Origin of the sequence: Rhodococcus sp. YL-1 (genome assembly GCF_001942025.1) — a bacterium.
GTDB classification, from domain to species: domain Bacteria; phylum Actinomycetota; class Actinomycetes; order Mycobacteriales; family Mycobacteriaceae; genus Rhodococcus_F; species Rhodococcus_F qingshengii.
This window is the reverse complement of sequence record NZ_CP017299.1, coordinates 4,582,833-4,603,447: the sequence shown is the minus strand read 5'-3', so window position 1 is coordinate 4,603,447 and position 20,615 is coordinate 4,582,833. Positions and strand designations below refer to the sequence as shown.

At 63.1% G+C, this 20,615-nt stretch carries 20 protein-coding genes; 12 read left to right on the top strand and 8 right to left on the bottom strand.

Annotation, left to right across the window (positions count from 1 at the left end; all coding sequences use genetic code 11):
• Nucleotides 1-210, bottom strand: a complete 210-nt coding sequence (locus tag BH682_RS21165; protein ID WP_003946267.1) for a heavy-metal-associated domain-containing protein — start codon at nucleotides 208-210, stop codon at nucleotides 1-3.
• Between the two features lie 314 nt (nucleotides 211-524).
• On the opposite strand from BH682_RS21165, the gene BH682_RS21160 reads away from it, so the two are divergent.
• On the top strand, nucleotides 525-728 hold the full coding sequence (locus BH682_RS21160; RefSeq protein ID WP_003946232.1) for a cold-shock protein: 204 nt from the start codon (nucleotides 525-527) through the stop codon (nucleotides 726-728).
• Nucleotides 729-824: 96 nt separating this feature from the next.
• Here BH682_RS21160 and BH682_RS21155 read toward each other — a convergent pair whose 3' ends face one another.
• Nucleotides 825-1,793: a helix-turn-helix transcriptional regulator gene (locus BH682_RS21155; protein ID WP_030536310.1), complete on the bottom strand. Its 969-nt coding sequence runs from the start codon at nucleotides 1,791-1,793 to the stop codon at nucleotides 825-827.
• A 97-nt stretch (nucleotides 1,794-1,890) separates the two neighbouring features.
• Here BH682_RS21155 and BH682_RS21150 point away from each other — a divergent pair, with 97 nt between their 5' ends.
• The 4 genes from BH682_RS21150 to BH682_RS21135 all read left to right on the top strand — a co-directional run bounded on the left by BH682_RS21150 (nucleotide 1,891) and on the right by BH682_RS21135 (nucleotide 6,524).
• Nucleotides 1,891-2,886: an ABC transporter ATP-binding protein gene (locus BH682_RS21150; protein ID WP_083954705.1), complete on the top strand. Its 996-nt coding sequence runs from the start codon at nucleotides 1,891-1,893 to the stop codon at nucleotides 2,884-2,886.
• A 36-nt stretch (nucleotides 2,887-2,922) separates the two neighbouring features.
• Nucleotides 2,923-3,699, top strand: a complete 777-nt coding sequence (locus BH682_RS21145) for an ABC transporter permease (protein ID WP_075834026.1) — start codon at nucleotides 2,923-2,925, stop codon at nucleotides 3,697-3,699.
• A gap of 81 nt (nucleotides 3,700-3,780) precedes the next feature.
• Entirely contained in the window at nucleotides 3,781-4,716 is a 936-nt protein-coding gene (locus BH682_RS21140; protein ID WP_042921272.1) for a 4-(cytidine 5'-diphospho)-2-C-methyl-D-erythritol kinase, read from the top strand.
• Nucleotides 4,716-6,524, top strand: coding sequence for an ABC-F family ATP-binding cassette domain-containing protein (locus tag BH682_RS21135; RefSeq protein WP_003946255.1), 1,809 nt, complete (start codon nucleotides 4,716-4,718; stop codon nucleotides 6,522-6,524). Before BH682_RS21140 ends, BH682_RS21135 begins: the two co-directional genes overlap by 1 nt.
• Here the strand turns inward: BH682_RS21135 and BH682_RS21130 are convergent.
• Complete coding sequence (locus tag BH682_RS21130) at nucleotides 6,521-6,940, bottom strand: TetR/AcrR family transcriptional regulator (RefSeq protein WP_081558219.1); 420 nt, start codon at nucleotides 6,938-6,940, stop codon at nucleotides 6,521-6,523. The two genes, BH682_RS21135 and BH682_RS21130, sit on opposite strands and share 4 nt — an antisense overlap.
• Nucleotides 6,941-7,158: 218 nt before the next feature.
• Here BH682_RS21130 and BH682_RS21125 point away from each other — a divergent pair, with 218 nt between their 5' ends.
• Nucleotides 7,159-8,397 (top strand): HNH endonuclease signature motif containing protein, encoded by a 1,239-nt coding sequence (locus BH682_RS21125; protein ID WP_075834024.1) that lies wholly within the window; start codon nucleotides 7,159-7,161, stop codon nucleotides 8,395-8,397.
• An 80-nt stretch (nucleotides 8,398-8,477) separates the two neighbouring features.
• On the opposite strand, the gene BH682_RS21120 is transcribed toward BH682_RS21125, so the two are convergent.
• Complete coding sequence (locus BH682_RS21120; RefSeq protein WP_075834022.1) at nucleotides 8,478-9,968, bottom strand: acetyl-CoA acetyltransferase; 1,491 nt, start codon at nucleotides 9,966-9,968, stop codon at nucleotides 8,478-8,480.
• Between the two features lie 139 nt (nucleotides 9,969-10,107).
• Between BH682_RS21120 and BH682_RS21115 the strand changes: the two genes are divergently transcribed.
• Nucleotides 10,108-10,932: a helix-turn-helix domain-containing protein gene (locus BH682_RS21115; RefSeq protein ID WP_003946247.1), complete on the top strand. Its 825-nt coding sequence runs from the start codon at nucleotides 10,108-10,110 to the stop codon at nucleotides 10,930-10,932.
• Between the two features lie 43 nt (nucleotides 10,933-10,975).
• Here BH682_RS21115 and BH682_RS21110 read toward each other — a convergent pair whose 3' ends face one another.
• Nucleotides 10,976-12,733: an ABC transporter ATP-binding protein gene (locus tag BH682_RS21110; RefSeq protein WP_075834020.1), complete on the bottom strand. Its 1,758-nt coding sequence runs from the start codon at nucleotides 12,731-12,733 to the stop codon at nucleotides 10,976-10,978.
• Nucleotides 12,730-14,388 (bottom strand): ABC transporter ATP-binding protein, encoded by a 1,659-nt coding sequence (locus BH682_RS21105; protein ID WP_223304401.1) that lies wholly within the window; start codon nucleotides 14,386-14,388, stop codon nucleotides 12,730-12,732. The genes BH682_RS21110 and BH682_RS21105 overlap by 4 nt, the downstream gene beginning before the upstream one ends.
• A gap of 257 nt (nucleotides 14,389-14,645) precedes the next feature.
• Between BH682_RS21105 and BH682_RS21100 the strand changes: the two genes are divergently transcribed.
• From BH682_RS21100 to BH682_RS21080, 5 genes are read left to right on the top strand one after another with little or no spacing between them, the layout of a single operon-like run.
• Complete coding sequence (locus BH682_RS21100) at nucleotides 14,646-15,533, top strand: siderophore-interacting protein (protein ID WP_223304402.1); 888 nt, start codon at nucleotides 14,646-14,648, stop codon at nucleotides 15,531-15,533.
• Nucleotides 15,530-16,657: a Fe(3+)-siderophore ABC transporter permease gene (locus tag BH682_RS21095; RefSeq protein ID WP_020908594.1), complete on the top strand. Its 1,128-nt coding sequence runs from the start codon at nucleotides 15,530-15,532 to the stop codon at nucleotides 16,655-16,657. Before BH682_RS21100 ends, BH682_RS21095 begins: the two co-directional genes overlap by 4 nt.
• Entirely contained in the window at nucleotides 16,654-17,703 is a 1,050-nt protein-coding gene (gene fepG / locus BH682_RS21090) for an iron-enterobactin ABC transporter permease (RefSeq protein ID WP_075834016.1), read from the top strand. Before BH682_RS21095 ends, fepG begins: the two co-directional genes overlap by 4 nt.
• Nucleotides 17,704-17,726: 23 nt before the next feature.
• Entirely contained in the window at nucleotides 17,727-18,578 is an 852-nt protein-coding gene (locus tag BH682_RS21085; protein ID WP_050794099.1) for an ABC transporter ATP-binding protein, read from the top strand.
• Nucleotides 18,575-19,615 (top strand): ABC transporter substrate-binding protein, encoded by a 1,041-nt coding sequence (locus tag BH682_RS21080; protein ID WP_075834015.1) that lies wholly within the window; start codon nucleotides 18,575-18,577, stop codon nucleotides 19,613-19,615. The genes BH682_RS21085 and BH682_RS21080 overlap by 4 nt, the downstream gene beginning before the upstream one ends.
• Before the next feature lies 1 nt (nucleotide 19,616).
• Here the strand turns inward: BH682_RS21080 and BH682_RS36780 are convergent, their stop codons facing one another.
• Together BH682_RS36780 and BH682_RS36775 are read right to left on the bottom strand one after the other, a co-directional pair.
• Nucleotides 19,617-20,171: an ABC transporter substrate-binding protein gene (locus tag BH682_RS36780; protein WP_223304403.1), complete on the bottom strand. Its 555-nt coding sequence runs from the start codon at nucleotides 20,169-20,171 to the stop codon at nucleotides 19,617-19,619.
• Nucleotides 20,172-20,183: 12 nt separating this feature from the next.
• On the bottom strand, nucleotides 20,184-20,591 hold the full coding sequence (locus BH682_RS36775) for a hypothetical protein (RefSeq protein ID WP_223304404.1): 408 nt from the start codon (nucleotides 20,589-20,591) through the stop codon (nucleotides 20,184-20,186).
• Nucleotides 20,592-20,615: the final 24 nt, after the last annotated feature.

Below are 20,615 nucleotides of genomic sequence, written 5' to 3'. Positions count from 1 at the left end.
TCAGCTTGGTACGACTGCGTAGCCGGCTTCGTCGACTGCTGCGACGACGTCGGCTGCGGAGACGGGAGCATCGCTGGTGACAACGACGCGTCCGCTCGCCAGTTCGACATCCACCGCGGTTACTCCCGCGATGTTGCCGATCTCTTCCTTGACGGATCCGACGCAGTGTCCGCAGGTCATTCCGGAAACGGTGTATTCGGCGGTGGTCATCGCAGGTCCCTTCGGTTGTGGAAAGCTTATTTTACGGATACCCGGTGTAGGTATCGCTCTGCAATCGAAGGTACCCCCAGGGGGTATGCCTGTCAACGGGCTGGGCAGTGATGAAGGCCTCAGGGAAGACAACACGGCGGATGTGTGGTCTACTTGTGGTGGTCGTAAGTGTTTGTGTTTGTGTTTCCACGCTCGCAAATGGTTAGGTTGCGAGCGTTTGGACATCCTCCACGGATTTGTCTCAGAACGGTCGTAGTAAGTGACCCGGGCGGTCGAAGCGACTGCCTGTTGACACTGTGTTAGAGGAGATTTACATGGCAGAGGGCATCGTGAAGTGGTTCAACTCCGAGAAGGGGTTCGGCTTCATCGCTCCCGAAGACGGCAGTGCTGACGTCTTCGTTCACTACTCCGAGATCCAGAGTGGCGGCTTCCGCACTCTCGAGGAGAACCAGCGCGTGGCGTTCGAGATCGGTCAGGGCAACAAGGGCCCGCAGGCCACCGGCGTTACCATCGTCTAAGACGTCCATGTGAGTCGGGCAACCGACGCATGACGTACTGACAAGACCCCAACTCTTCGGAGTTGGGGTCTTGTTGTATTTGGGTGAAAAACGCTGTCATGCATCGAGATACCGCTGAGTGGCGACTGCCGTCTCCGCCGCGATCGTGCGGCATTCCTCGCGGAGTTCAGGTGGATTCACAACGGTGAAATCGACGTCGAAAGCTCTGAGCCAGTGTGCGATCGATCGCAGAGAAGTGCCCGAAAGCACTATGACGCAACGCCCTTCGTCGGTGGACTCCACCGATCCCCACTGTTCGCTGACCATGGGTGCTATCTGCTCGATGGGTGCATGCAGTAGAACTGTTGCGCGCGTGGAGGAATAGGCCCGAGCGACACCGCGGGAAACGAAGTCTGCTGCACCACCGGCGGGTAGTTCCCGCGGCACGAATCGTGGGCCGGTGGGGATCTTGGGTTCCATTCTGTCTACGCGAAATGATCGCCAGTCTTCGCGAGCGAGATCCCATGCCACCAGATACCACCGGACACCCGACCGTACGAGCCGGTACGGTTCCACCTCGCGCCGGCTCTGGGTGCCGTCGTGAGTGCTGTAGTCGAATCGCAGGCGTTCGTGGTTGTGGCACACCGACGCGATGGCGGACAAGACCGACGCATCGACTGCGCTCGCGGCGGGCTCGCGTGGCACGACGTCGATCGACAGCGACTCCAGACGGTGTCGCAGCCTCGACGGCATGATCTGCCGCAGCTTCGCCAGCGCGCGCATCGAGGCCTCGCCGATGCCGACCACCGAGCCGGTCGCTCCGGACTGCAGTGAAAGTGCCACCGCGAGCACTTCTTCGTCATCGAGCTGTAGCGGGGGCATCTCCGCGCCCGCTCCCAGGCGATATCCACCGCCGACGCCGACCGTCGCGTCGACCGGGTAGCCGAGATCGCGGAGGCGGTCCACGTCACGTCGAACCGTGCGCGGGGTGATCGCGAGTTTATCTGCGAGTTCGGCACCGGACCAGTCTCGACGCGTCTGGAGCAGTGACAGCAACCGCAGTAGGCGAGCCGATGTCTCCTTCATGGCCAGAAGTCTGCCAAATATTTAGGACCGTATGAGTCCTCAATTGAATTTAGGTTGGTCCGCATCCGACCAATCGAGAAGAAATTGGGGCCACGCCATGAGGCGCATCAACGACGGCAGACCGATGATCGAGACGAAGGCGCTCACCAAGCACTTCGCTCAGGGCAAGAAACTCGTGGAAGCAGTCAAGGGAGTCACGCTCGACGTAGCGGAGGGTGAGTTGGTTGCCTTGCTGGGGCCGAACGGCGCCGGGAAATCGACGACGTTGCGCATGCTGACCACCTTGCTCGAGCCCACGTCCGGCAGCGCGCGAATCGCAGGATTTGACATCGCTGCGGCACGAAACGAGGTGCGATCGAGCCTCGGATACGTCGGGCAGGGGAACGGCGCCGGCCACAACCAGCGAGTTCGCGACGAGTTGGTGACGCAGGGGTTGTGCTACGGAATGCCCAAGGGTGACTCGCAGGTCCGGGCCGACGAGCTGCTGCGTGATCTCGAACTCACCGAGTTGGGCACTCGAAAGGTCAGTACGTTGTCCGGCGGGCAGCGACGGCGGCTCGATATCGCTCTGGGCCTGGTCCATCGCCCACCGCTCCTGTTCCTCGACGAGCCGACCACGGGCATGGACCCGCAGAGTCGGGCCAACCTCTGGGACCACATCCTCCGGCTGCGGCGCGAGATGGGCACCACGATCGTGCTGACCACGCACTACCTCGAAGAAGCGGATTCGATGGCAGAGCGGGTCATCGTCATCGACGAAGGCACTGTCATCGCGGACAACACCGCTGCCGCACTCAAGGCTGATCTTGCCGGAGATCATTTGTTGCTCACCTTCGACAGCGTCGAGGCGGCCGCCGTCGCAGCGTCGGTGGCCGAGCGACTTGTCACTGTGCGTGACGTCACCGTCCAGGCGAGTTCGGTGAGTATCCGTGCCGGCGAGGGTGATTCGACGCTACCGGTGTTGCTGCGTGAAGCCGATGCCCGTGGTGCCCGCGCACTCACTGCCGACATCACCAGGCCGACTCTCGACGACGTCTTCCTCACTCTCACCGGCCGCAGCCTGCGCGAGAGCGCCGCAGCGGTCGCTTCCTGAAACACGACAAAGAACTTCGACGAACAGGAATCCGCCATGACAATCACACTCGATATCCCACGTACCGTGCACGGCAACATCGTTCGAGACAGCGTAATCGTGATGGGCCGTGAGCTACGACCGATGTTGCGCGACCCGGTCAGCGTCATCTTCAGCCTCATCCAGCCGCTGATCCTGTTGGCGTTGTTCGGGCCTCTGCTCAAAGGGGTTCCGGGTACCGGTGACGGCGTATGGAATTGGTTCATTCCCGGTGTGTTGGTGATGATCGCGATCTTCGGAACGACGATGACCGGGTCCAACCTCCTGATGGAGATGCAGCAGGGATCGCACGAGCGAATGTTGGTGACTCCGCTCCGACGCTCGTCCTTGTTGATCGGGCGAGCGTGCAAGGAGATGGTTCCGCTTGCCGCGCAGGCGATTCTGATCATTCTGGTCGCACTTCCGCTCGGATTGGACGTCAATGCAGCGGGAGCCGCGCTCGGGATAGTCCTGCTGGGAGTGTTCGGCGTCGGACTCGGTGCGCTCTCGTACGCTCTCGCTCTGGCTGTGCGGGAGCAGGATTGGATGTTCTGGGTCGTTCAGCAGACGCTGATGTTCCCGCTCCTGATCCTGTCGGGAACCATGCTTCCACTCGAGGACGCACCAGGTTGGATGAAGGTCCTCGTGAACATCAATCCGCTCGGCTACGTCGTAGACGCCGAGCGGGCACTCTTTGCCGGAGACTTCGCGTCGAGCAGCGTTCTGGCAGGAATCGTCGCCGCCTTGGGCGTGGCGGTGGTCGGTCTGGGCGTAGGTGTGCGCGCGGTGAAATAGCGTGGGTGTGCTGGCTGTCGGACGGGCTGCTGCGGTCGCAGGTTTTCGCCCAGGTGTTCGCAGCGCCTATTGTTGTTCCTTGTGCTCTCCGTCGTTCCACGCCCCGTAGTCGTCCGGGCCCCGTCCAAGGTGAATCTCCACCTTGCCGTCGGGGACCTGCGAGACGACGGCTATCACGAGCTGACGACGGTTTTTCAGGCATTGTCGCTGGCAGACACCCTCACGGTGGCGCCTGCGGACACCTTGACCGTGCGGGTGATCGGCGACGACGCCGCGGCCGTGCCGACCGATCGCACCAACCTCGTGTGGCGTGCCGCCGAGATGCTCGCCGTCGAGGGTGGCGTGGCCCCGAACGTCGAGATAGTCATCGAGAAAGGCATCCCCGTCGCAGGCGGAATGGCCGGCGGGAGTGCCGACGCAGCCGCCGCTTTGGTTGCGCTCAACGCTTTGTGGAAGCTCGACTTCTCGCGGCCTGATCTCGACGCTTTTGCGGCACGCCTCGGGAGTGACGTTCCGTTCTCGCTGCACGGTGGCACTGCCCTCGGAACCGGCCGCGGCGAACAACTTGTCCCCGTCTTGACCCGCCACACTTTTCACTGGGTGTTGGCGCTGGCCAAGGGCGGCTTGAGCACACCAGTCGTGTTCCGCGAGCTGGACAAGCTGCGGGCAGAAGGCTCCCCGAAACGGGTGGGGAGCGCCGATGCGTTGATCCAGGCACTGACCACGGGTGACGCTCATCTGCTTGCGTCGCTGCTCGGCAACGATCTGCAGGCTGCGGCACTCTCACTCAACCCGGATCTACGACGGACGCTTCGAGCGGGCGTCGAAGCCGGAGCTTTGGCCGGCATCGTCTCCGGCTCCGGACCGACATGCGCCTTTCTCTGCGCCGACGCACAGTCCGCGGTGGAAGTGAGCGCAGAACTTGCGGGAGCGGGGGTGTGCCGCACCGTTCGCGTGGCGAGCGGACCCGTTCCCGGAGCACGAATACTCGACAATGCGGCAAAGGGACAGCACTGATGGCGAATCTGATCAATCTGGAAAACGTGTCGAAGTCTTTCGGCGTCAAGCCGTTGCTCGACGGGGTCTCCCTGGGCGTGGAGGAAGGCGAGCGCATCGGCGTCGTCGGCCTCAACGGTGGCGGTAAGACGACCATGCTCGAAGTCCTCGCGGGTGTGGAGCAGCCGGATTCGGGACGCGTCAGCCGCGTCGGCGGATTGCGTATGGCCGTCGTGACGCAGCGCGGTGTGCTGCCTCCCGGCTCCACTGTCGGTGAAGTGGTCCTGGGGCCGCTCGGAGTGGCGCAACACGAATGGGCCGGCGACGCGCGCATCCGTTCGGTGCTCTCGGGTATCGGCATCGACAACTTGGGCGCCGGTGGCGAGCGGTCCGCATTGGACGCCAAGGTCGACGGCCTGTCCGGCGGTGAGCGTCGCCGCGTGGCTCTCGCTGCGGCTCTGGTTCAGGACCTCGACCTGCTGGTGCTCGACGAGCCCACCAACCACCTCGACGTCGAAGGTGTTCAGTGGTTGGCCGAGCACCTCGTCTCGCGTCGCAGTGCGCTTGTCGTCGTGACCCACGATCGCTGGTTCCTCGACACCGTCGCCACCCGCACCTGGGAGGTTGTCGGCGGCGGCGTCGAAAGCTACGAGGGTGGCTACAACGACTGGGTGTTCGCTCGCGCCGAGCGCTCGCGTCAGGCTGACGCTTCCGAAGAGCGTCGACGCAACCTTGCGCGCAAGGAACTCGCATGGCTGCGCCGCGGTGCGCCGGCCCGTACATCGAAGCCGAAGTACCGCATCGAGGCCGCGGAGGCCTTGATCGCCGACGTTCCGGCACCTCGTGACGCGGTGGCACTTGCGTCCTTCGCCCAGCGTCGACTCGGCAAGGTTGTCATCGAACTCGAAGACGCGCGTCTGGAGACTCCGGACGGCCGTGTACTCGTCGAGGATCTGACCTGGCGTCTCGCTCCAGGTGAGCGTGTCGGCCTGGTCGGTGTCAACGGCTCGGGCAAGACGACTCTGCTGCGGACTCTGGCCGGCGAACTCGAGCCTGCCGCCGGAAAGCGCATTCAGGGGCAGACCGTCCACATCGGTTGGCTCAAGCAGGAACTCGACGATCTACCGACCGACATGCGCGTACTCGACGCGGTCAAGGATGTAGCCGAGCGAATCACGCTGGGAGACAAGGAAGTATCGGCGGGTCAGCTGGCTGAGCGGTTGGGCTTCACGCCGGCGCGTCAGCGCACCCCCGTCGGCGATTTGTCCGGTGGTGAGCGCCGACGTCTGCAGTTGACGCGTGTCCTCATGGCCGAGCCCAACGTCCTGCTTCTCGACGAGCCGACCAACGATCTCGACATCGACACGCTTCAGCAACTCGAAGATCTGCTCGACGGCTGGGCGGGCACCATGGTGGTCATCTCGCACGACCGGTACCTGATCGAGCGCATCTGTGACACCACTTGGGCGCTCTTCGGTGACCGCAAGCTCACCAACCTGCCCGGCGGTATCGAGGACTACCTGCGTCGGCGCGCAGCAATGGGGGATGGCGACAACCCGTCGGTGGCTTCGACGGCGAGTGGTGCGTCGAAGAGCAAGCAGGTCCGCGACGGTGCCGCGGATCGCGCTGCACGCAAGGAACTTTCGAAGCTCGAGCGGTCCATTGCGAAGTTCGACGACCGAGAGAAGAAGCTGCACGCTTCCCTCGCCGACGCGGCCACCGACCCGGACAAGCTGCAGAAACTCGGCGCAGAACTCAAGCAGGTCATCGCCGACAAGGAAGCCGCCGAAGAGCAGTGGATGGAGCTCTTCGCCGAGCTGGACGGCTAGGGGAACTTCGCTGCGAACCTCTTGAAGATTCGCTCGGGATCCAGGGTTTCCGGAGCATGCCTGCGCAGCAGTGCGTCCAGAACGAGCCCGTCCAGTGCTGCGACCAACTCCGTTGCATCGGACGAGGTCATGCCGCGTTCGACCAGGATGTCGACAAACCGATCCCGACCACGCACCAGTTCCACTGCGAGGTCGGGATCGTGGAATGACGCGATGATCAGTTCGTAACGCGCCCGAGTGCGGCCGGATTCAGGCCCCAGCCACCGGGCCACCTGTTGCTTCGGCGTCTCGCCCGGGCGAGGAAGATCACCGTCCAGAAGGTGTCGCACCACCTCGACTATCAGTCCACGCTGGTTTGCGAAGTAGTGCCGTGCGCTGCCGTGTGGCACGCCCGCCTCGTCTTCGACGCCTCTCATCGACCAGGCTCGAAACCCAACCCGGCCCGTCTTTTTCGACATCCTGCTCGTGCTGTGCGTTGTTGCGATTGCGTGTTTTGTGGGGTATGTCTTCTATCGCGTGATATTGGACGACTAGGCGAATGTTTATGTACTTCAACAGGTCTCAAGTCTTCATGTTCCCGAAGTTGTCCGGTTTGTCTCTGGTTATCGAAAGTATGTTCGATTAAACTTTGAGCATGGACAGTCGGGAAGCGTGGCAGCTGGATGGCGAGGACCTCAAGAGTGAGGTTCTGGATCTGGTGCGCGCCCGACACGAATTGCAGTCGCGGATGGTGTTGCTGATCGTGGAGATGTTTTCCCGTGAGGTTCTCGGCGGGAAGGGTTTTCGGGCGATCGCGCAGTGGTTGCATGGTTCGACGAATCTGGAGATCGGTGAGTGCAGCCTGCTGGTCGGGTTGGCGCGGTTGTTGATGCTCGAACCTGTTGTCGCGGATGCATTCCATCGCGGTGACGTGGATGCGTTGAAGGCGCGGCAGGTGGCGTCGTTTTGTCAGCATCCGCCGAAGAACATGACCCTGGCGGATGTGGACAAGGCCCGCGGGATTCTGTTGGGGTTGGCGTCGAAGAACATCGCCGATTGTGATGCGGTGCGGGCAGCGATCCGGCGGATCGAGAAGCAGTACGGCAAACGCGAAGACGGCGTTCCGGTTGGTGAGGATTCGGAGCGTAACGAGTTCTACGCGTCGAAAGGCTTGTACGGGCGCGTGTCGGTGAAGGGTGACCTGGATGCTGTGAACGGGGCGCGTCTGATCACGTTGCTGTCGAGCCTGTCTGCGCCGACGCCGGAGAAGGACGGCGTCAAGGACGCCCGCACGCCGGCGCTACGGCGCGCGGACGGGTTCTGCGAATTGTTGCGGCGGTACGAGCGGGCGGGGTTGGGTCCGATCGAAGGCGGAGTGAAACCGCACATCACCGTTACCGCCAGCGCAAAAGACATGACAGACCTCAAGGCGTTGAAAGACCTCTTGCCGTCCACCGAGGAACTGGGTTTCGCGTGGGCGGATTGGGTGGGCCCGATCAGTATCGATACTGCCCGGATGCTGGCGTGCGACTGCACCGTCACCCGGATCCTCCTGGACGAGAACGGTGTTCCGCTCGACTGCGGCAAAGAAGCAAGGACCGCGACGGTACCCCAGCGGCGGGCGTTGGCGGTTCGTGATGGTGGGTGCGCGTTTCCGGGATGCGGGACACCATCGGGGTGGTGCGATGCCCACCATATTGTTCACTGGAACGATGGCGGCCCAACAGATCTCGACAACCTGATCTTGTTGTGCGGTCATCACCACCGGACGATGCACCACACCGAATGGCGGGTGGAGATCGGGCCGGATCGCAAATCGGTGTTCTATCCACCGATGTCGATCGATCCGTATCAACAGCCGATCGGCGGGAACAGCCCACCCACCGCGGCGTGAATCGCGACAACTGAAGACGTGAGCACCGGGGCACAACCATGCCCCGGTGCTGACGGCTGTCTACTGTCAGAACGCTACTGTCAGAACGTGAGCGTGAGTCGCCCGTTCTCGTCGCTGATGTGAACAGTTCGCCCGATCGACGGAGGGTTGTCACCGCGAAGCTGGGTCAGTTCGGCGGCATTCTCGGGACCGGTGTGACCGGCGACGCGGCCGCCGTCCGGCGTTGCCGCGATCACGAACCCGATCTCAGGCTCCCCGGTGCGGCCGTATTCGACAGAGGCCGTAACTATTTCCGCGGTGCCCGTGTAATCAGTGATCAGTTCCGGAACCTCCGCAGTTAGCGCGCGTGCGTCGGGATCACCGACGTACCCGCCAGCGTGAGCGGCGGACGACAGCAGTACGCAGTGCTGGTAGGTGAGGAATCCACCGTTGCCGTGGACGAGGGCAAGGTTCGCGCCGTCGCGAATTCGCCTGGTGACTTCAGCGACGGAATGCAGGGTGTAGCTGTTGAGCGGTCCGCCGAAGAACGAGTGTCCTCCGGTGACGCTTGGGATCGCGGTATCGGGAAGTCCGAGTTCGCGGATCAACAGCTTGGGCACGATCGGGAAGCAGCTGTAGGCATCGACGATGTCGAGTGCGTCGGCGTCGACTCCGGCACCGTCGAGTGTGCGATGTACGGCGTCATGCATCGCGGCCGAGCTGTCGAAGCTGTTGCGGCTGAGGATGTCCAACGGATCACTCGCACCAGCGCCGCCCCAGAGGTACACCAGCTTGTTTTCATCGATCCCGAACTCGCGGGCCGTCGACAACGAGCAGACGACAACGGCCGCAGCCTGATTGACGAAAGGCATGGCGTTGAGCATCAGCGGGTACGGCTCGGAGACCATCCGATTGCCGGGGCCGACGGTGCCGATCTCGTCTGCCGATCGGATCTCCGACGTCCAGGAGGCGGGATTCTTCGAAGCCAGTTCCGAGAACGCGGCGTACATCCGCGCGGACCAGTCGAGCGATTCACGGGCGTCGTGGCCCTCGGCAGCACTGAAACAGTTCTCGAAGAGCGGGTAGACACGAGTCGGCACGATGAAACCGGCGCGCTGCATTTCGGGGCTTCCCAGGTCGGTCGGATCGAATCCGGGAGGCCCACCGGGCGCGGCTGTCCACCCGATCGAGTCGGGGGCGACTCCGGACTTTCGCAGCGCGGTGCTGCTGGCGTGCGATTCGCCGCCCACGAGCAGAGCAGCCGAGGATTCACCGCGAGCGATGGCCGCGCCGATCCGATCGAGGAGCGCCGCGGGCCAGTGGCCACCGATCGGCGAGGTAGAGGTGACCGTGGGGGTCGCGCCTAATCGTGAGGCAAGCAGCCCGGGGAGATCGTCGTACGACCAGCTGACTGTCTTGATCGCGAACACGGAATCGATCTGTGTTCCCAGTTCAGCGTGTCCACTGTCGTTCAACGCGCCGACGGTGGCGTCGTGAATCAGATCGAGGGGTTCGCGGTGCCCGTCGGCAGGATTCCAGCGCAGATCGCCGACGCCGACGATGACCGGGATTCGTGATGCGTCAACCATCATGTACCTCTCGTTGCCGACCCGTAGCCGGGAGTTGCAGTCACGATATCGGGGACCCTGGTATGTGTAACTCTGGGGTCACAGTCAACAATTTTCGGGTTCCTATTTAGGTATGCCTAACGAAAGTCCTATACTCGTCTTCATGACAGCTGTGGCAGAGAGAATTTCGGTGCCCGTGGGGCCGCGTTCCATCGATCACCCCTACTCGATGACAACGGTGACTCTGAAGCTCTCTCATCAGCGGCAGTGGGCCCCGCATCGTCATCCTGAACATGAGCTGATCTGGGGAAACTCCGGTGGAATGCTCACGGTTGTCGCTGACGGCATCACCTGGGAGGTGCCGCCTTCGGCCGGACTGTGGCTGCCTGCCGGGGCGTTGCATGCCGTGAAGGCAGGTCCGGGTACGGAGTTCTTCTGCACCTACTTCCGGCCCGAGGCTCACGCCGCGCCGTCGGGTGTTCCGGGCTTGTTCGGTGTCAGCGCTCTCCTGCGTGAGGTACTCCTGCACATGCATCGGCGGAACATGCCCGACGAGGCGCGCAGTCGCGCCGAGCGGGTGGCCTTCGACATGTTGCAGCCGCTCGAAGTTGCTGCGGTGGAGGTTCCGATGCCGACCGATCCGCGAGCGTTGTTCGTCGCCGAAGCATTGGTCGCCAATCCGGCAGACCAGCGGTCGCTGTCCGAATGGGCGCTGACGGCTGGCGGTAGCGTCCGTACGCTGACGCGTGTGTTCGCGCAGGGCACGGGAATGACTTTTGCGCAGTGGCGAATTCAGGTACGTGTCCGCGCAGCATTGACGTATTTAGCTGCTGGAGTGCCGGTTTCGGTTGTCAGTAGGCGGGTCGGATACGAAACTCCGAGTGCCTTTGTCGCAGTGTTCCGCCGGGTCACCGGCCGCACACCCGGCAGCATGATGAACAAGGGGAGTGTGGCGCCCGAATCGGTGCCGTACCTTCTGCACGCTTGAGTTGGGTTGCACCGGGCGGAAGTGCTCGGTGCAACCGTCGCGGTCAACTCCGCGGCGCGGACCACGCTTCCCACAGCTCCGCGTACCGACCCCCGAGGTTGACCAACTCGTCGTGAGAGCCGTGCTCGACGACGCGGCCGTCGTCCATCACCAGGATCTGATCGGCGTCGACGGCCTGTGAGAGTCGGTGTGCCACTGTGACAGCAGTGCGACCTCGGGTCAGAGCGAGAGCGGCATCGTCGAGGACCCTGGCTCCGGCGCTGCCCGCTTCGGCGGTCGCCTCGTCGAGAATCAGCAGCGGCGGATCCAGTAATTCGATTCTTGCCAACGCGAGTTGTTGTGCCTGTGTTGCGGTCAGCCGGTGTCCACCGTCTCCGACCACGGTTTCGAGTCCGTCCGGGAGAGCCCGCAGCCAATCCGACGCGCCGACGGTATCGAGCGCCGCGGTGATGTCGTTGTCGGTTGCCGACGGGTCGGCCAGCCGCAGATCCTCGGCCAACGTGCCGGCGAAGACGTGGACCTCCTGAGTCACGAGGGCCACCGCGCTCCGAGATGTCGACGGTGGCAGTTCGTTCCGGGGCACCGTCCCGATCTTCACGACGCCTTCGGTCGGTTCGTAGGTTCCCGCGATCAGCTTTGCGACTGTAGATTTTCCGGCTCCGGTAGCGCCCACCAGTGCGGTGACGGTTCCTGCCGGAATGGTGATGTCGATGTCTCGCAGAACAGGAGCGTCGCCGCTTCGGTACGAGAATGTGACGCGTTCCAAAGAAGCTGAGCTGTCGACAGGTTCCTGCGGATCGGTCGGTGCAGATGGCACGGGCGCAAGCGTGACTCCGACCAGGCGAGCCATCGCGATTGTGCCTTCCTGCAATTCGTCGAACACGCTGAGAACCGCGCCCACCGGATCGAAGAGGCGGTGGAAGAACAGGGCTGCGGCGGTGGCGGCACCGATGCTGATCTGACCGTCTTTCACCAGCCAGAAGCCGGTGATCAGCACAGCGGACAGGCCGATGAACTCCGCGATGTTGAGCCGGCCGAAGAACCTGGTGCGTAGACGCGTGGTCAACAAGCTCAGCCGGACGGCCGTCATCGATCGAGATTCGATCTGTTCGAGATGCGGCTGGGCCAGGCGAAGCGATCCGACGGTGTCGGAGTTGCTCAGCGAGTCCAGGAGCTGTTGCGCACGTGCACCTTCTGCCTCCCGCTCCTCGCGGTAGACCGGTGCCGACCTCGAGAGGTACCAGCGCAGCGCCTGGATCTGGATGGGTGCCGCGATCACCGCGGCGACGGCGAATCTCCAATCGAGGCTACCCAATCCGATCAGGGTCAACACGATGGTCAGTGCCGCGGTGGCAAAAACCGGAAGTGCTTCGGATACGGCCCGGGTCACCAACCGCACGTCGCCGGTGATGCGGGAGACGAGATCTCCGCGCCCGGCCCGTTCGACGTCGCTCTGCGGAAGGTCGAGAACCCGGACGACAACTTCTTCGCGAAGGTCGGCGACAACGCGCTCGCCGACGCCGGCGAGCAGGTAGTTGCTCACTCCGACGAGAAAGGATGAGGCAACCGCGATACCGACCAACGCGAGAGTCAGTGTGCCGATGCGAGAGACGGCGTCGCCGTCTGCGTCGGTCACGGCGTCGACCATGGCGCCGAGGACCAGCGGTGTGAGCAGACCGATCGCGGTCGCGGCGGTCAGGGTGACGACTGCTGCGATCGCGGAAATTCGGTGGGGTCCCATCAACCGAAGTGCCGCGCGGCGCGCTTGTTTCGGTGTTGCGGTGGGGAGTAGTTCGTTCACAGCTCGATCACCCGATCGCAGATATCGAGCAGCACTGGGCTGCTGGTCAGAAGTATTGTGGCGTGCGCCCCGCGTACCTCGGCGATCCCGCGAGCAATGCGCGCTTCGGTGACGGAGTCGACGGCAGTGGTGGGATCGTGCAGGACCAGGACGGGAGCTTCGCTCGCCAGTGCCCTCGCCAGCGCGATGCGCTGACGCTGACCGCCGGACAAAGAATTCCCTTGCTCGGTGACTCGGGTTGCGAGGCCGAGCGGCAGTGCCGAGATCACTTGATCTGCCGCAGCAGCGGCGATGGCCTCGTCGTTGCGGCTGCCGATCGGTGCGAGGGCGTCGATGTTGTCGCCGACTGTGCCGATGAACAGTGCCGCGTCGTGCGGTGCTGCCAGAACGTGAGTGCGAAGTTCGTCGATGTGCAGCTCGTGAATGGCGTTGTCGCCGAGATGAATTGTTCCGCTCGAAGGCTCGATTCGACGCGCCAGTGCGTCGACCAACGCATCCGCCCAGACGGCATTCTCGGTGACGATGCCGATGATCTCGCCGCGTTTGACGTCGAGATCGACTGGTGACGCTCCGGCCAACACGACGTCGCGCAGCGTCAGGAACTCGGAGTGATTCAGGGACACAGGTTCACCCGCGGGAGTGACAGCCTCGGTGGTCCCGAGAAGTGCTGCGACGCGGTTGGCGGAAGCACGCGCCCGTGCCAGACCGGCGCCGAAGTAGATGATGTCGATCAACGGACCCCGAAGGAACTGTGCCAGACCAACCACGGCAACGAATTCACCGACTGAGATGCTCCCGGACGCTGCCATCCGTCCGCCCACGTACGCGATGACGGCGAGGAAAGCGCCGGCGATCGCAACATTGGCGGCGGAGTACATCGCTTGGTATCTCTGTGCGCGAAGGGTTGCTTCCAACGAAGTCCGGCTGGCTCCCCGATACCGCTGCGCTGCAGCATCTCCGGCGCCGATTCCGGAAAGGATTCGGAGTCCGGAGAGTAGATCTGCGGCTAGCGCGCCGGCCTTGGCGCCCTGCCATTGATCGGTTTCGGCTCGGCGTTCGAGCGGCCGACTGACCACCTGCATGAGAGCCAGCACCGGGGGAGTGCCGAGGATGACGAGCAGGCCGAGTGGCACCGAGATCACCAGTAGCGAAATCGCGGCGGTCAGCACTCCGCAGGCGGCCGCAAGTTTGGTGCTCAGCGTGTGCGTGAATCCGGCCACCGAACCCGCGTCGGATGTTGCAATCGAGTAGACCTCGCCCGGCATACGCCGCGGCGACATCCCGTGCGGATCGAGGCCTCGGCGCGCGATGTCCATCCGCAAGCGATGTGCTCCGTGCTCGGTGACGGAATCGGAGATGCGCGCCGCGAAGCGCCAACTGAGCAACAAGCCGGTGAAGAGAATTCCGAGAACGAGGATCCACTTTCCGAGCGCTGCGGCATCGCTGGTCGCCACAGCACGGTCGATCACTGCACCGATCACCACCGGCACCAACGCTTCCGCGACCTGGTGGCCGGTGAAGCCGACGGACGCGGCCGCCAGCTTGGCTCCGCGACCTTCGGAAGCGATCGCGCGTGTGATTACCTGACGCGGCGTGATCGCCGGGCTGGTTGGGGGACCGTTTGTCTCGGCCGAAAGAAGTGGTGTCGAAGGCACTGGGTCCACGCTAGGGATCGTGGGCGGTAGTCAGAAGTCACACCGGTGCCAATACTTGTCGTGAACAGGCCATACGTATTGCGTTGGCCGAATTGCGATAGTAGTTGGCCCCGTTGCAGCGGAGAAGGCATCGACTCATCGACGACACTGCAATAAATTAAGGTCTACCTTACTTAGCACGGGTTAACTATGTCCGGAAGTCGGATGGATCCTCGTGTTCGGGTCCGGTTCATGTTCCATCGATGTTGGAGATTGTTGTGAGTCTTGTGTTCGGCGAGGTACTTCACAAGGAGTACGTGACCCCGGGAATGGTTCGTATCGTGTTCGGTGGGGAGGAGCTGACCGCCTTCGAAACCACCGGTACCGGTGACGAATACCTGCGCCTCCACTTCCCGGTCCCGGCTACAGGCAAGTTCGTTCTTCCGGCGGAAGATCCGGATGCACCGCGCGGTTGGCGATACCCGGAGGGAGAGGAACCGTCCCCGTGCCAGCCGTACACCGTGCGACGGTTCGATTCCGAAACCAGCCGCATGACGATCGACTTCGTCGTTCACGAGGGTGGTATCGCCAGCGACTGGGCACAGAAGGCCGAGATCGGTGACAAGTTGGCGATCGGCGAGTCTCGTGGCCTCTACGAGCCCCCGGCCGACGCACGCTGGCAGGTGTTCGTCGCCGACGCGACTGGACTCCCCGCACTCGGGCGCTTGATCGAACAGTTGCCCGCCGGGATGTCGGCCAAGGCGATCGTCGAGGTGGTGGACGAGTCTCACAAGCAGCAGATCACCTCGGACGCCGACGTCGAGTTCATCTGGCTGGTCGGGAGTGGCAACGGTGTTGCACCGTCGAAGTTGCCGGACGCGGTTCGCGCGATGAACCTGCCCACTGAACTCGGATACGTGTGGGTTGCAGGCGAGAGCACGATGCTCCGTGACATCCGCAAGTACCTTCGCCACGAACTGAAGTTGCCGGGTGAGCAGTACAAGGTCATCGGCTACTGGACGTACAAAGCCGAGGTGTGGAACGCGAAGTACGAGGCCCTCGACGAAAGTGTCCGCGCGGCACTCGATGCGGCTTGGGAATCGGACCGCGACGAGGAAGAGATCCGCGACGAGGTCGAGAAGACTCTAGAGAGCGCCGGCTTGTGACCGTTGGATTCGACAAGAGTGCTGTCGACAGCGGTGCGGCGGACAAGAGTGCAGTCGACAAACACACCGAAGAACTGATCGACGAGTCGCTGCAAGAGAAGCAGAAGCAACCGGACGGCCTGGTATCGACCAACTCTCGTCGTATGGCGGGTCTTCTGGTGTGCCTGGTGGTGCTCGCCGCCGTGCTCCTTCTGAGTATCGCGGTGGGATCGAAGACCATTCCGTTCGGGACCGTGATCGACGCGCTGGTGAACTACGACGACTCGAACGATCACGTGATCATCCGTGACCTGCGACTACCGCGTACTCTGCTCGGTCTGATAGTCGGTATGGCACTGGGTGTGGCCGGTGGCCTCATCCAGGCGATGACACGAAATCCCTTGGCTGATCCAGGAATTCTCGGTGTCAATGCCGGCGCGGGCTTCGCGATGGTCGTTGCCGTCGCGGTCTTCGGCTTGACCAGCATCTGGTCGTACATATGGTTCGCTTTCCTCGGAGCGGTGATAGCCACGGCGATCGTCTACACGCTGGGCTCGATCGGTCGAGGTGGTGCGACGCCCATTCGGCTGACGCTTGCCGGTGTTGCCATCGGCTCCGTGCTCGGCGGCATCTCGTCCGGGATCACCTTGCTCAACCCGACCGCCTTCGACCAGATGCGCCAGTGGAATGCCGGCTCACTCAGCGGGCGTTCGTTGGAAATCGTTCTGGCCGTTGCCCCATTCATTCTCATCGGGCTCTTCCTGGCGCTCGCGTTGGCGCGCCAACTCAACGCGGTGGCCCTGGGTGACGATCTGGCACGTTCGCTCGGGGCCAACATCACTCGTACTCGCATCCTCGGTGTCATCGCGGTGACATTGCTGTGCGGCGCGGCGACAGCTGCGGCCGGGCCGATCGGATTCGTCGGTTTGATGGTTCCGCACGTCGCGAGATGGTTCGTCGGACCGGATCAGCGGTGGATTCTCCCGTACACGTTGGTGTGCTCGCCGATTCTTCTTCTCTTCTCCGACGTCGTCGGCCGAATCGTGCTGCGCCCGGGTGAACTTCAGGTCGGCATCGTCACGGCCTTCATCGGCGCTCCGGTGCTGATCATGCTGGTGCGTCGAAGCAAGGTGAGCGGTCTGTGAGCATCGATTTCGGGCGCGCCACCACGGTGGTGCGCTCACCCAAAGAAGGCTGGTCCGCGCGGATCGACGTCCGCACGGTCACAGTCTGCCTCGTCCTCGTTGCGCTTGCATTGGCCATCGGTGTCATCGCGCTCGGTAGTGGTGACTACCAAGTGCCGATCGGGGACGTCCTCGGTGCACTGTTCGGCGAAGCCCCCGCGCGTATCCACATGGTCGTCGTGGAATGGCGTCTGCCCCGAGTTCTGTTGGCGCTGATGCTCGGTGCGGCGCTCGGTATGAGCGGTGCGATCTTCCAATCGCTGACCAGGAACCCGTTGGGTAGCCCGGACATCATCGGCTTCAACTCCGGTGCGTACACGGGCGCTCTGGTGGTCATCCTCCTCATCGGTGGTACTTACTACGAGATCGCAGTCGGTGCTCTGGCGGGCGGAATCGCCACCGCAGCAGTTGTTTATCTCCTTGCGTACAAGCGAGGTGTGCAGGGATTCCGGTTGATCATCGTCGGTATCGCCATCAGCGCGATGTTGGGCTCGGTCAACACCTGGATGATCCTCAAGGCGAAACTTGACGACGCCATGGCTGCCGCAGTGTGGGGTGCCGGTTCGTTGAACGGCCTCGGCTGGACTCAAGTGTGGCCGGTGGTCGTCGTGCTGGCCATCCTCGTTCCGCTGATCCTGGTGTTGGGCAGGCGGATGCAGATGCTCGAGATGGGCGACGACGCCGCCAAGGCGCTCGGCGTCCGGGCCGAACCCACGCGGCTTTCCCTGGTTGTTCTCGGCGTCGCCCTGACGGCCATGGTGACAGCAGCGGCCGGTCCCATCGGGTTCGTCTCTCTTGCGGCTCCGCAGTTGGTGAGGCGATTGACCGGTAGTGCCGGAGTGACCCTGCTGCCGTCGGCAGCAATGGGTGGCGCGTTGCTGATGGTCAGCGACTGGGTGGCGCAGCGAGCTTTCGCGCCGACACAGTTGCCGGTCGGCGTCGTCACCGTCTCCATCGGTGGCATCTATTTCGTATGGCTTCTCGCGCGAGAGGCACGTAAGCAGTGATCGGTGAAGGAACGAGGAACAGCGTGAACGAGACAAGTACGGCCGCCGTCGTGGTCGAAAGGACGAATCGGCTTCGCGCCGAGGACGTCACGATCGGTTACGACAAGCGCGTCATCTCGGAACACCTCGACGTCGAAATCCCCGACGGTGGCTTCACCGTCATCGTCGGTCCCAATGCCTGCGGCAAGTCGACGCTTCTGCGTGCGCTGTCCCGGTTGCTCAAGCCGACCACCGGCAAGGTCCTTCTCGACGGTAAGGCGATCACGTCGTACCCGGCAAAGGAAGTTGCGAGGCGACTCGGGCTTCTGCCGCAGACGTCGATCGCGCCGGACGGAATCAAAGTTGCCGATCTGGTTGCGCGAGGGCGTTATCCGCACCAGAAGCTGATCCGCCAGTGGTCCCGAGAGGACGAGGCCGCCGTCATCAAGGCGATGGAAGCAACCAAGGTCACGGATCTGTCGGCCAGGCCGGTCGACGAACTGTCCGGTGGTCAGCGCCAACGTGTCTGGGTAGCTATGGTTCTCGCGCAGCAGACTCCGTTGGTGCTACTGGACGAGCCGACGACGTTCCTCGACATCGCGCACCAGATCGAGCTGCTGGAACTCTGCCGCGATCTGAACGAGAACGACGGACACACGCTGGTGGCGGTGCTTCACGATCTCAATCACGCGTGCCGCTACGGAACTCACATCATCGCGATGAAGGACGGCGCGGTGGTCGCCGAGGGCCCGCCCGCGGAGATCATCACCGAAGAACTGGTGCAGGAGGTGTTCGGCATGGCGTGCCGCATCATCGACGATCCGGTTTCCCACACACCGCTGGTCATTCCGCTGGGACGCGAGCGTCAGCGAAACATCGAAGGAGCAAAGGTATGACACTCGTCCTGGATGCGCAGGTTACCGACACGGAGTGGGCTCAGATCGTCGACCGCATTTCGCGACGCCGATTCTTCGGTGGCGCAGCTGGTGTGGCTGCAGCATTGGCGCTGAGCGCCTGCGGAAGCTCCGATGGCGAATCCGACTCTGCCAGTGACACTCTCCCGTACACGTGGGCCGAGTTCAGCGGCGACGTTCCGCGCGACCCGAAGCGTGTGGTGGTGCTCGACGGCCGCGTCGACCTCGAATTCGCGATGATGATGGACTACCCGATCGTCGGGTCGGGCAACTTCTGGTTCCCCGACGCCAAGGCAGGATTCCAGTTTCCCGGCCGCACCATCGAGGACGCGAGCTTCGTCAACGTCGCCGGCGACTTCTCCACCAACTTCGAGGCTCTGCTCGCTCTCGAGCCCGATCTGATCGTCATCACTGCGATCGGATACACCAGTGACTGGTACGGCACCGAGCGCTTGTCTTCCATCGCGCCGCTGTTGGTCGTCGGCGACGACGTCGAACCGATTGCCGGGCACCCGGTCGACTGGCGAGGTGCTCTGATGGCGCAGGCGAGCCAGCTCGACCGGGTGACGATCGCCGAGGCTTCCATTGCGGAGTACGACGACAAGCTCGCGAGACTGCGACCGATGTTGCAGGAGAAGCTGGACGGAAAGAAGATCGTGTTCGGCGTTCAGACGCCGACGGGCTTCCTTGTGCATCAGCGGAATCTGCGAATCAGTGTTGCACTCGATGCCGGCCTGGACGTGCTTTTCCGTGACGACGACAATGCAGAGAACTCGTTCGAGTTGTCGTTCGAGCAACTCGACACCTTGGCTCCGGCGGATGTGATCATCGCCCAAGCACGCGATCAGGAAGCGCTCGACGCGATCAAGTCGCAGCCGACGTGGCAGCGGTTGCCTGCAGTTCAAGCGGGCAACGTGTTGACCAGCGACGCGCGATACAACCAAGGATTTGCGCTCACCGCGGCCATCTTCCTCGACGTTCTCGAGGAAGCGGCCGGACGAATCACTACTGGGCAGTAATTCAGGCGACGTTGCGGGCCTGGTCGAGTAGTTGTGCAACCTGCTCGAACCAGGCGCCGTAATTGGCGTAGGTGTTGGGACGCTTGTCGTCGAAGTCGATCACCTGGTTCGCGGTCACCGCGGGCAGCTTGACGAACACGGGTGATGCCGCGAATGCCTCTGCCGACTTCGCGAACTGGAACACGATGTCCGCCGGATAGTCCGGTACCTGTTCCCAGCTGAGATCGGCCCAGCCCTTGTCACCTCCCGGACCGGTGAACTTCACGCCCAGTTCCTTCAGGTAACCGAACTGAGCGAGCGCCGTTGTGCCTGCGTACAACTCGGAGCTGTCACCGTTCAGGGCGAGGACTTCGATGTCGTCGACCTTGGCCGCAGCAGTTCGGATGCGCTCTGCGCCGGATTCGAATGCTTCCTTGCCCTCGCGTGCTGCGGCTGTGTCGGTGTTCCCGCCGAGTGCTTCGGCGAGTGAGGCGTACTCGTTCAACACGTCCGGTGTCGAGGCTCCGGAGAACTTGACGCCGACAAACGGTGCAACATTGTTGACGGTCTTGCCCATCGGCTCGTCCCATCAAGTCCATCGTGTCGGGTCGTCGCTGTTGCCGTACCCGATGACCAGGTCTGGGTCCAGCGCCGCAAGAGCTTCCGCGCTGAGTTCACCTTCACGGCCGACGACGGTCATCGTCGACTCGTCAGCGCGATCGGTGACGTCTGGATTGCCGACGCCGTAACCGAAGATGCCGACCGGCCGAATGCCGTAGTCCCACAGAGCCGCAGCGGAGTACGCGTCGACGACGATCCGCTCCGGGGCGTGGTCGAGGGTGATCGTGTTTCCGTATCCCGTTGTGTAACTCCAGGACTGGTCGGCAGACCTGGTCTCGGTAGAGGGCGCTGCGTCACTACTTCCGCAACCGGCGAGTAGGAGTGTGGCGACGACGGGCAGTGCGGCGAAGCCGGCGAGCCGGCGATTGATTTTCATGAGAACCTTCCGAACATGGCTAAC